The organism is Haliscomenobacter sp., assembly GCF_033763495.1.
Lineage (GTDB): Bacteria > Bacteroidota > Bacteroidia > Chitinophagales > Saprospiraceae > Haliscomenobacter.
In genome coordinates this window covers 1-11,028 of the sequence record NZ_JANRKL010000252.1, presented here as the reverse complement: position 1 = coordinate 11,028, position 11,028 = coordinate 1, and the positions used below count along the sequence as shown (strand labels likewise).

Sequence of the window (11,028 nt, the reverse complement as noted above, 5' to 3'; positions counted from 1 at the left end):
GCCACAGGAAGCTATACCACAGTGGTATCAATGGTGATGACTTTGGCTGTATGAGCCAGGCTGCGTTGTGGAGTGTAAAGTGCTTTCATAGTGTGGTCGTCTTAAAGAACAAATAATAAATTTATCGATGTAAAAATGCGGGTTAGCGATTGAGAAGGGGCTAAAAAAAAAGCAGGAAACAATACCTGAAATGTGGGACAATGGAGTAAAAAATAATATTATAAATAATTAAAAATCAATATTTTAACTACATTATTTTTTCTTGGTTTTGTTACATTGCGGCCATTGTATTGGTGGTAGCTAATAGAAGCAAATCTGTAATTATATTGTTATTATTTGATAAAAAAATTCTGCCCCTTAAAAAAAGGGCAGAAATTAAAACGCTATTTCTAAAAAACGATATCCAACCAATTGCCTCTGGTTTGCAGAGGGTAGGCTCCAGCAGGAACTTTGTACTGTGTTATGTCCAGCTTGCGAGCGAAATACTTCGGTAATAAAAACTGCTCTTCCATGAAGAAAGATGGTCCTTGGAAAAGCTCTCTATAAAGATCCTCAGAAAGGTCATTTTTGCTCAGTCGAAGCCCCAAACTGCCCTTGGAATTGATCAAAAGGATCACTGGGACACGGCGAGAATGCGGGTTGAGGCGCTTTGCACCGGTTACTGTGTAAATTCGACAAAGCCCCGATCCTTCACACCGCTTACCAGGTGTCCCAAAAATGACTTCACTGAACAGTATTTTTACATTTCTTAGCAGCCTTATCTTGGCCGCCAAATTGCCCTTCGGATATGTCTTTACCATTAGTTTTGGCTTATACCACTGTAACATCAACAGTAATGATGACAGCACCGCCCAACTCACCATGATTTGGAATAAGAAACCATCTACCTGTTTTGGCTAAGGCCCGAGCAAGTGGTATGTTTTTGCTGTGCTGCGACATACACTGTTTTTTTAATAATATAAAATTATGACAATCCTTGAAGGGAGAGGCTAAAAAAAATGCGGTAATCATTACCTTTTAATTGGTGTTGGAAGAGGGAGAAGAAATGAATAGGAAGCTGATAATCAGCTAAAAAGTTATGTATATTTTAGCTTAAACATTACAAAAACTGGAGCAATTAACGCAGCTGGCTTTCCAACATTTGGTACAATTCCTCGAAAGGAATGATTTCAATTTCATTGGTTTGATTGGCTGCCTCGCTAGGTACTGCACTCATTTTTTCCAGATAAGTCCGGGTTTTAGCCAAAAAAGTACTTCTGTCAAAACCCGAGAGCGGAATCTGCAACAAAATTTTGATAAAGTAATGGCTGCGCAGGGTATGGTCGTTGCGCAAGTACTTATAGGTGTACTGCTCCAGTGACTCCACTTTATCAATGAACTGCGATTTTTTTCCTTCCGACAACAAATGCAGCAATTGAGCCACCAAGATGCCAATGTTCATTCCTTTTTTGTCTTTAGAAAAAACGGGCGTTTCATTCTGAAAACGACTGAGTTTAAAATTCTTGAGGCTATCGTTTGCGGAGGGTTTGATTTTTTCAAAACGGATCAGGTAAGCCAGGTAAGCGGCAAAGATTTTCCAAATTTCCTTGACATTGTCTGGCAACAGGTTGAAACGTTTGTTTTTGATCACCTCGCTGTAAATGTCATAGGCTGCCTGATACTCATCGGTATGCATGGCCAGCAGGAAAATAGATTCCTGGTATTTGAACCAGTTGTAGCTTCCTTCGGCCAGGAGTTTGCAACAATTTTCAGCAGCAGTTCGGCCGGCCTTGAAGTTTTTCAATTGTACATGGCAGAGTAATTCCTGGTAGTACAAAATCTGAAGGGGCACATGGGCCTCGTACTCCTTTTGCAAAAAGAACTGGATGTAACGTTCACAAACTTTTAAGGCAGTGTTGTAATCGTTGATGGAGGTATGACAGGCCAATTCAATTAATGCTCCATAGAAATGCAGGCGGTGCGAATTGAATTTTTTGAGCGCAGGCAACAACTCGTCGTGAAAATCCTTGGCTTTATCCCGAATGTCCTCTTTGGTTGATTTGTTGTTGACAAAACCTGAGCTCAGAATGATGTAAAACTCCTCGGCCCGGTTTTCTGCTTGATAAATTTCCTGGTATTCGCAAAATAGTTTGTTAAACTCTTCAAAACGTGCCATATCACCCATCCGAGCTCCATAGTACAAGCGCAGCACGCTGCAAATATCCATGGCTAAGCCGCTGAAATCAAACTGGCGGGCCTGGCGCAAGAGTTTGGTGGCCAAATCTGCCGCAGCGTCGTTGGCATTTTGCCCCAACAGGATTTTAGCTGCAGCCCATTCCCGGTGGCTGCGGTAATACGCCTTTTGGTAGCTATTGTACTTGTTGCTGTTGAACTTCAGGGTGAGGATAGTGTCGACCAAACGTTCTTTTAAATCCGACTTTAACTTGCGGTAAGAAGAATGCGAGCCTTCTCCTGGATACAAGGCTTTGGCTGCATTGTCGTCGGATTCCCAACTGTTCTGTGAAATGCCCTTGTAAAAAACGGACAACTTTGACGCGGTTCCAGAGCTGCCGTTGAACATTGCAGTGGCCCCACAGCCATTGTTTTCCATTACAAGAACCAGTTCCCGTAATTCTTTCATGAGATGTATTTCGTTATTAGCACAGAGAATATTCCAAAGTCAAATATAAGGCGGGCAGGCAAGAATAAAAGGGACAATTAGTCCATATTTTTCTTCAAAAAAAGAAAGACCAAAACCCGTAAAAAAACTACAAAAACCTGATATTCTTTTTATTACATTACTCGATTTATCTAATAATTTCGAATAAAATTTATTTTATATATGATCACTGAAAGTGTAAAGAATAAAAAAATCATGCACAGAGGTGTGTCCCAAGAACATAAACATCACCTCTGTACAGATAAAAATAAAGTTTATCGGTAAAACATTGAGCGGTTGCTTACTGTGCACTCTTCCGTTCATACTTCAGTAATCGAGTCGCCCAGGGGATAAAATGTTTAAAGTTGGGTCCATCGGTATGCCCACCATCGTGTTGGCGCCAGGCGAGTTCACCGTTTAACAGGTCTGTAAGCATGGGTGGCATTTTCTCCGTTTTATAATCGTTAGACACTCCCAGATCTTTAACTCCCAACAATTTATATACAACACCTGCTGCAATGGTCGCCATATAGCTGCCTTTTTGATCCAACCAACGGGCATCCCCTTTTTCGGGAATGCCGTAGCTGATGAAAGCCAAGCGTGGTGCACAAAGTGCAATCAATTCATGGGAATCCACGGGGAGATCGCAACCGGTTTTAGTGCCAAACGACGATTCTTCGGTGCCGTATTTCAAGTAATTGCCTGCCATCCAGTGGTATTCGCCACTTCCAGTCAGGCTTTCAACGGCCTCACCAAAAACACGCCGGTGTAAGGTCGTGCCACCTTTGCCGGAGGAGCCGATCAAACCGAGTGCAAAACGGGGTTCAAAAGCCAAGGTAACCAGCGCTGCTTTTCCATAGCGGGAAACACCTTCAATGCCTACTTTTTTGGCATCAACTAAAGGATCGGTTTCCAGGTAATCGAGGCCACGAGCAGCACCCCAGGCCCAGGCGCGTAGGGCCCCCCAGTCTTCGGGTTTGCGGGCTTGCCCTTTATTGGTTAGTCCAATGATACCTCTGGTCAATCCCGCTCCATTGTCGGCCTGGATGCTGGCGGGGTCGATCGTGGCATAGCCCCAGCCTGCTGCGAGCAGCTGTTCCGTAGAAGGCAGGTCACCTGCAGGAGGTGGAGCAAAGAGATTGGGCGCTGGTAATCTCGTGATGGGCATATAAGCCGGATATTTTTCAAAAATGGCCTTCATCTCGGGATTTGCCTGGATCATCATTTCCTTGAAGCTGGTATTGATTTTTTCCAGATCGTCGGGTGATGGTTGGGCGGGTGCAGGGAAGGAGGGTCGGCCGTACATCATCAATACAGGTACCGGACCTTTGACATTGGTGGGTACCACCAGCATCATGTTGATGTTCACATTGATTAAAGGATAAGCGCTGTTGTCCACATTGCCGATGATTTGTTTGGCAATCACCGGGGTACGGCCCACGAATTCCCGATCGGTGATTTTTACCGTCCAGTTCACTTTGGGCACGTTTTGGGGGATGCGGCCGTACACTTCTTTTTCAAAGGCTTCAATCAGCTCCGGGCGGCGTTGGTTCCACCACATCTCGGCACTAGTCACTTTTTTGCCATTTTGGGTAGTCAGTACATCGGGCAGTTGTGGGCAAGGGTCGGCGATTGCGTCGTCGTAGTTGGCGTGGTTGGGTGCCGATTCGTTGCCGCTGGGCCCAGGTCGCAGCTTTTTGATGCCCAATTGCTGCTTCATGTTGTCGTGATCCTGTTGGGTGGTCCAGGTGAGCAGCCGTGGGTACTTGGTGCTGTCAATTTGCGCGAGCAGGCTTTGGGTGACGCACACACAAAGCAGCAGTAGTGTTTTTGTTTTCATTGTTTATAGTTTAATGCAACCAGTTTCTATGTTTTAAAGATAGGCATTTTTTTTGCTCGCTTATTTTGTCTTTTTTTGTCAAAACATTAGTTATCCATGACCCATTATTTCATCATCCCCGGTTTGGGAAACTCTGGCCCCGAACATTGGCAAACCTATTTTGAAAAGACTTTGCCCAATGCCCAACGCATCCTGCAAAAAGAATGGGATGCCCCTGATTGCGAAGATTGGTTGGAGGCAATTGAAGCAGCTCTAGAAGGATATGATTTAGCACAAGTGGTGCTGATTGCACATAGCCTGGGCTGCTCTACGGTTGCCCACTGGGCGAAACGCTACGGACATACAATAAAAGGTGCACTCCTGGTCGCTCCAAGTGATATTGAACAGCCTGTGTATTCTTTCCCGGCAACGGGGTTTTCCCCCATTCCACTGTATGCTCTTGGCTTCAAGAGCATTGTTGTGGCGAGTAGCAATGACGAATGGGTCGGTCTGGAACGAGCACGCTTTTTTGCAGATCATTGGGGCAGCGAATTCATCAATATTGGCGATGCTGGACATGTTAATGCACAAAGTGGGTATGGGGAATGGACGGAGGGGCTGGGGATTTTGGAGCGGCTAGGGTTGCCTACCACCTAACCGCCTCAAATTTCCAGCCCGGCTGCACCTTCTGCATTTCCACCTCATCATTCCGCTTGGTCAATCCGCAGGCTTTGTAGTTTTCGTGCAATTTGGCCAGGGCTACCCGATCCAGTTCCACGCCCAGGCCCGGTTCAGCGGGTACCATCACTGAACCTTCCTCAAATTTCAGTCGTCCGCCGATGATGATTTCGTCTGATTGCCAGGGGTAATGTGTATCCAGGGTGTAGGTCATATCCGGCAAAGCGGCCCCTAGGTGTACCATAGCAGCAAGTGAAATCCCCAAATGGCTGTTGGAATGCATGGACAAGCCCCGGCCGAAGGTTTCACAAATGCCAGCCAGGGTCATGGAAGCTCGCAATCCGCCCCAAAAGTGGTGGTCGCTGAGGATGATGTCTTCTGAGCCAAAGGCGATGCTGCGGGGAATTTCTTCGAAGGAAGTGGTACACATGTTGGTGGCTAGGGGAGTTTTGAGGGCTTTCCTGACCTGGGCCATGTTTTCCTGTCCACGCACGGGGTCTTCCAAATATTCCAGCACGGGTTCCATTTCCCGGCCGTATTGTATGGCCGTCTCTACCTGCCAAAGAGCGTTGGGATCGATCCGCAGGGGAACATCGGGGCCAAAGGCTTCGCGCAAGGCAAAAATGGCGTCCACTTCCTGGCGGGGTGGAAAAACACCGCCCTTGAGTTTGATGGATTGGAAGCCAAACTCTTTGCACATCGCCTTAGCCTGGGCAACAATTTCTTCGGGATTTAAGGCGCTTTTTTGGCGGGCAGCGTCCCAGCCGCTGGCAGTGGGATCTAGCCCAAACCCCAGCTCGCCTCCCGCCCCAGCGTATTTGTAAAAGAGGTAAGCCGCAAAGGGCACCCGATCCCGCAATTTACCGCCCAATAAGTCAACAATGGGCTTGTTCGTGACTTTGCCGATGATGTCCAGACAGGCTACTTCTACGGCGCTGAAGATATGCACCAGTTTTCTTTGGTCCCAGGGTGCTAGTCCCCGATCTGCGGATGAGTCTTTGCCAAAGGCCTGCACCAGTACCTGGCGGATTTGATTCAATTGAAAAACATCCTGGCCGATCAGCAGTTTTTTGGAGTCTTCCAGGGCAGCGTCGATGTCTTTGGTGCCGGGGATTTCGCTGATACCGGAGATGTTGTCTTCGGTGACGATCTCCAATACGGTGCGCAAGGCGTAGGGCGCATGCAGGCCCGCTGCGTTCAGCAAGGGCGGGTCGACGGTGGCGATGGGGGTGATGTGGATGTCTTTAATGCGAGGGCCAGGTGTGGATGCCATGCTATGAGTAGATGTTTTATGGTAAGTTGAGAAATTGAGGGATTGAGGCGATTTGGTTATCAAGCAATTAGTGATTTTCTTTTTTTGAGTTACGAGTTCCGAGTACATGGCTTACGCGTTTAGAAGTGAGCTACCGCAGCGGCTTTGACCCTGAAAGTGTCTGAGTCGCTGCGGTAGCACTTCAAAACTCTAAACTCATGTACTCTGAACTCGTCACTCGAAAGAGCTTTATGCCAAAATCACTAGATATTACTTTAATTGTCTGATAATCAAATTACCTCAAGGCCATTAAAGTTTACCCCACCTATAAGACGAAAGATTTAGTCAATCCCATGACAAGCAATTGGAGAAAATCACCTACTCCCTCCCCTTCCGATGGTCCAAAAAATACTGCCACAGTTGCAAAAACTTTTCCGAAGATCTTTTGATCGGTTCTAAATCCACCCCTTCCCGCAGCAAGAGGTTCCAATGCTCGTTCAGCAGGCCGGGATGGGCCAGGCCTTTTGTTTCGATATCCTCGTAAGTTCGATCTTCGGCCATTTCGTAACAGCCTTCTTTACCGTACCGCGGGCGATTGTGGCTCAGCCAACCATTAAAATCCGTTTGGAATCCGATGGAATATTTCACCTTTTGGCTGTCGTCCAAAGCCTCAAAAACGAGGCTTGAATCCTGTGCAATACGAGCCACATTGTTTTCAATGAATTGCTTGACCGCCTGATAGGTGATTTTATAATCGTCGACTGAACCTTCACAGTAACAATCCACCTGGCTCAAGCTATCCAGCAGGTTTTGATAGGGGGCTAAAGATTTGTAAGGTTTGATCGCTCGACCACTGAGGGGCAAGGCAACAAAGCCATTGTGCTGGTAAATGCGGATGATGTCGGCAGGGGAGATGCCCCGGGAATTGTTTTGAATGGGTTTAAATGCATCATGGGTTGTAATGGGCGGGATATGGTGTTGGATCATGTAATCGAGGGCGTCCTGCCTGGTCAATTCCGACATGTGGGTCAGGTCGATCATGACGCCCGCGTTGGCCAGGTACTGGATCGCGTTTTTGCCATGTTCGCTGAGCCTCCGGTTTTTTTCTTTGCGCAAGCCTCCTTTTAGATTCATTAGGCGGGTCATCAAACCCGGCGTAATGGCAGAGGCTCCGTTTTCATCGTCAAGCAAATGCACCAGGGTAATGTAGGCAACGCCCTGGCTGGCCCAAAAGTCGGCGTCTTCCTGGCTGTTGATCAATCTGCGTCCCCCTTCAATGGAATGGATGACAATGGTTTTGTTGGTATTCGCCACCAAATCTCGAACCTCCTGCGGGGTTTTGGCCAGGGCAAATTGGTCGGAATGGCTTTTGATGAACTCATTTACGTACTCAATTTGCTCCACAATCATCCGGCGCGCTTTTTTCTTGGAGGTCACCCATTCCTTGCTGAGGGCACCATTGATGATGATCCGGGCACCCTGGTTGTGCTCCAGAAAATTAGCGTGGTTCACATTTCGAAAGGTATGTTTGTAATTGACTTGAGGGGGCTTTTCATCTGAAAAATAGGTCAGGCCCTTGCCAAAAAAAGGATAGGGGATATGCACGGTCATGTGGCTTTGCAGGTCCATAAATTCCCGGATCTCCTGGGCGTGCACAGCCGGCAAAAGGACGAAGTAAATGAAGATTAGGGGCAGTGATCGTTTTCTCATGTTGTGTCGGTTAGACAGACAGAGAGGAAAACGATTTGGAGGGGGGGAATATTGGGTGGGCTTACTCCAGTGGGGTTAAGTGAATTCAAGCGCGCACCGGGAATCACGGAGTGATTGAATTTTGAATAGCCGCGGTCGTCCGCGGTAAAATGAACGGGGGTGGTCCGCAACCGCAACAGCGGTTGAATTACCCCGCGATGTGTTCAACCGCTACCGCGGTTGCGAAACCTCGTAAAACGGCCAGGTCCGCGGACGACCGCGGCTATTCAAGATTCAACCGCTGCCGCGGTTGGGGGTTGAAATTTGGAGTGAGCAGTGTTTAGAAGCTTGATTTAGAGATGAACCGAGCACACAACCTTCGCCTTTCGTCCTCAATTTATCCGTTGAATGTATTTAATCCAATTCCCATAGTTGATGGTCTGGGTAGTTTCGTCATTGTCAAAAAACGGAGCAAGTTCTTTGTCTAACCAATTTTCAACTTGATCATAGGTCGTTTCATGGTTCTCCACTGCTGCAATGATATTGCTCTGGGTGGTGAAGTACAATGCCAATTGTTTTCTGTTAAAAACGACTGTGTTCTTGAATGTTTCTTCTTTTACTAGATGAAAATTCTTGGTGTTTAGGTTTTCATTTGTCCAGGAGTAGGCACTATTACGGGGTGGCGAAGGGTATTTTTTTAGGTAAACATTGGGAATCCAATTGGAGAAGTTGCTATTGCCCTGCATTTCAGAAATAAAGTGATTCTCATAAAGTACCAGCCACGATTTGCTCCTTAAAAGTCGGTTCGCTTCAATTAGGAATTGATCAATGTCAAACCAATGGACACCTGAACTAACCGTAATCAAATCAAAACTATTGTCGGCAAATGGCTGCTGCTCTGCCGGAGCAATGGAATAATGAATTTTGTCGGGTTGCAATGCAAAATTCAACATCTCTTGCGAAATGTCCGTCCCGTAAACGTTTGTTGCAATTTCCAAAAGCGCTTTGGTAGAAAGGCCTGTCCCGCAGGCGATATCTAAGGCGTCATCAAGTTTTTTATCAAGATGCAAATAATCTTTGATGTGCTTGATTGTATTAGGGTGGAAGTCGGGGCGGCCTTTTGAATAGCGTTCTGCGGCTGTACGTGGGTTAAAGTAGTTCATTTTGGGTGCCTGTTTTTACTTTGTGGAGGAGACGAAAATATGCCCACTTTCGCTCAGCATCGTAAATATAAGCCAAACGCAGCAAATCTTCCATTCGTCTACAGGTACTTTTGAATTCCCAGGTATCACCTTATTGAACCCTCACATTGGTGAGCTGATCTACAATTGATCCCCCCAAAACAAAGAAAGGGGAGCTCAGCTCCCCTCCCAAAATTGTGTTCTAAACCACAATACGCTATTCTTGAATAAGGGTACCAAGGTTCCGAAGTTCCAAGGTTCCATCGTTTGTCAATAAGCGCAAGGTTTACCAAGTGATTATGACAAGAAATTGTATTTATCTCAAAAATTAAGGTTACTCAGTTGGCCATCAGCGATGGCTTTGAACTTCAGGGAGAGCAAGATACCACAGTTGGCGGTCGTACCCTCAAAGTAGCAAAATTGTTCATGCTGCTCATTGGATTCTCCAAAGCTTTTCGCCTCAATATTCCCGGAAGGTACATCGCTATTCGGAGGGTTGGTTGTAACCAAATTGACTCCATAGTGTCAGCTATGTTCCAGGGCAATTTTTTAGCAAGTTGTTTAAAAAACTGGATGAGCAAAAAGGAGTTGGCCATGTCTTTTCTCCCTGAAAAGATATGGCGAACAAATTGCTGGAACCAGTTTTGTTGTCTAGTACAAAAGGGAGACAAGTGATTAACATTGCTGTTATGCTATGCACCGTTTTATGGAGGGACCTAAAATAAATTCACAGTACTACAGAGGAATTTGAGTTTGCCCGAACGGGCATCAAGATAACAGTGTGCATTTTTTGATTATAGAAGGAGATGTGGCAAATGTATAATGGCAATTTATAATAACCAAGCATGTTCAAAAAAAACATCACTTTTCTTTCTAAATCGACAAATATTCTTTCTGGATTGGGGGGACAAGTGTAAGCTCAGGCAAAAAAAATGACGAAGCACAAATTCTCATTCGCACTTCGTCATCCGCCCACCATAACAACCTTATCGCCTACAGGTCTTTATTCGACTTTTGCAGGTAGTTCTCCAAGGCTTTGGTCATAGAAGGCACTTCTGGAGCAGGCGCATTAATGTTCACATTCAGGCCCCTATCTTCAACCGCCTGACGGGTCAGGTTGCCAAATACGGCAATACGGGTTTCGTTTTGTTTGAAATCCGGGAAATTGTCGTAAAGGGATTGAATACAGAGTGGACTAAAGAACACCAGTACATCATACGTTACGTCGCTGAGGTCGGACAGGTCCGAGCTCACAGTGTGGTACATGATCGCGTCTTTCCAATCTAGCTTCATGTCGTCCAGATACTTGGTAATTTCCTTCGCACCTAGATTGGAACAGGGGAGTAAAAATTTCTCACCCTTGTGTTTTTTCAAGTAAGCCCCCAAATCTTCAATCGTCCGCGTACCTACAAACACTTTGCGTTTACGGTAAAGAATAAACTTTTGCAGGTAATTGGCAATGTTTTCCGTCAGGCAGAAATATTTGGTTTCTGGTGACATTTTAACCCGCATCTCCTCACAAAGGCGAAAGAAGTGGTCAACCGCATTTTTACTGGAAAAAATCACTGCAGGGTACTCGTCGGGACGGATCCGCTGCTTTCTGAAATCTTTGGCTTCCAGTCCTTCAACATGGCTGAAAGGCCTCCAGTCAATTTGTAGGTTGTACCTTTTCTCCAACTCGTAGTACGGAGAACGTTCAGGTTTGGGCTGCGAAACAAGGATGGTCTTTACTTTTTTGAAAGTTTCCTCCTTGGCTTGTCCGTTTGCTGCC

Annotated in this window: 9 protein-coding genes; 1 reads left to right on the top strand and 8 read right to left on the bottom strand. The window is 46.1% G+C overall.

Annotation, left to right across the window (positions count from 1 at the left end; translation table 11 throughout):
- Positions 1 to 389: 389 nt before the first annotated feature.
- From SFV55_RS29520 to SFV55_RS29505, 4 genes are all read right to left on the bottom strand, one after another.
- Entirely contained in the window at positions 390 to 800 is a 411-nt protein-coding gene (locus SFV55_RS29520; RefSeq protein WP_320033201.1) for a hypothetical protein, read from the bottom strand.
- 10 nt (positions 801 to 810) lie between these two features.
- Positions 811 to 1,011, bottom strand: coding sequence for a hypothetical protein (locus tag SFV55_RS29515; protein WP_320033200.1), 201 nt, complete (start codon positions 1,009 to 1,011; stop codon positions 811 to 813).
- Between the two features lie 106 nt (positions 1,012 to 1,117).
- Positions 1,118 to 2,620, bottom strand: a complete 1,503-nt coding sequence (locus SFV55_RS29510; RefSeq protein WP_320033199.1) for a hypothetical protein — start codon at positions 2,618 to 2,620, stop codon at positions 1,118 to 1,120.
- Positions 2,621 to 2,939: 319 nt separating this feature from the next.
- Entirely contained in the window at positions 2,940 to 4,478 is a 1,539-nt protein-coding gene (locus SFV55_RS29505; protein ID WP_320033198.1) for an acetylxylan esterase, read from the bottom strand.
- A gap of 96 nt (positions 4,479 to 4,574) precedes the next feature.
- On the opposite strand from SFV55_RS29505, the gene SFV55_RS29500 reads away from it, so the two are divergent.
- Entirely contained in the window at positions 4,575 to 5,114 is a 540-nt protein-coding gene (locus SFV55_RS29500; protein WP_320033197.1) for an alpha/beta hydrolase, read from the top strand.
- Here the strand turns inward: SFV55_RS29500 and SFV55_RS29495 are convergent.
- The 4 genes from SFV55_RS29495 to SFV55_RS29480 all read right to left on the bottom strand — a co-directional run.
- On the bottom strand, positions 5,104 to 6,408 hold the full coding sequence (locus SFV55_RS29495; RefSeq protein WP_320033196.1) for an enolase C-terminal domain-like protein: 1,305 nt from the start codon (positions 6,406 to 6,408) through the stop codon (positions 5,104 to 5,106). The two genes, SFV55_RS29500 and SFV55_RS29495, sit on opposite strands and share 11 nt — an antisense overlap.
- 357 nt (positions 6,409 to 6,765) lie before the next feature.
- Complete coding sequence (locus SFV55_RS29490) at positions 6,766 to 8,097, bottom strand: membrane dipeptidase (RefSeq protein WP_320033195.1); 1,332 nt, start codon at positions 8,095 to 8,097, stop codon at positions 6,766 to 6,768.
- A 371-nt stretch (positions 8,098 to 8,468) separates the two neighbouring features.
- The gene (locus SFV55_RS29485) at positions 8,469 to 9,239 is read right to left on the bottom strand and encodes a class I SAM-dependent methyltransferase (protein ID WP_320033194.1); all 771 of its coding nucleotides are present in this window, start codon (positions 9,237 to 9,239) and stop codon (positions 8,469 to 8,471) included.
- 1,011 nt (positions 9,240 to 10,250) lie between these two features.
- Positions 10,251 to 11,028, bottom strand: a 778-nt coding sequence (locus SFV55_RS29480; RefSeq protein ID WP_320033193.1) for a uroporphyrinogen-III synthase, incomplete at its 5' end; no start/stop codon positions are given.

Coding starts and splice junctions, on each gene's coding strand:
- SFV55_RS29520 (WP_320033201.1), bottom strand. CDS start 800: ATGGTAAAGACATATCCGAAGGGCAATTTGGCGGCCAAGATAAGGCTG.
- SFV55_RS29515 (WP_320033200.1), bottom strand. CDS start 1,011: ATGATTACCGCATTTTTTTTAGCCTCTCCCTTCAAGGATTGTCATAAT.
- SFV55_RS29510 (WP_320033199.1), bottom strand. CDS start 2,620: ATGAAAGAATTACGGGAACTGGTTCTTGTAATGGAAAACAATGGCTGT.
- SFV55_RS29505 (WP_320033198.1), bottom strand. CDS start 4,478: ATGAAAACAAAAACACTACTGCTGCTTTGTGTGTGCGTCACCCAAAGC.
- SFV55_RS29500 (WP_320033197.1), top strand. CDS start 4,575: ATGACCCATTATTTCATCATCCCCGGTTTGGGAAACTCTGGCCCCGAA.
- SFV55_RS29495 (WP_320033196.1), bottom strand. CDS start 6,408: ATGGCATCCACACCTGGCCCTCGCATTAAAGACATCCACATCACCCCC.
- SFV55_RS29490 (WP_320033195.1), bottom strand. CDS start 8,097: ATGAGAAAACGATCACTGCCCCTAATCTTCATTTACTTCGTCCTTTTG.
- SFV55_RS29485 (WP_320033194.1), bottom strand. CDS start 9,239: ATGAACTACTTTAACCCACGTACAGCCGCAGAACGCTATTCAAAAGGC.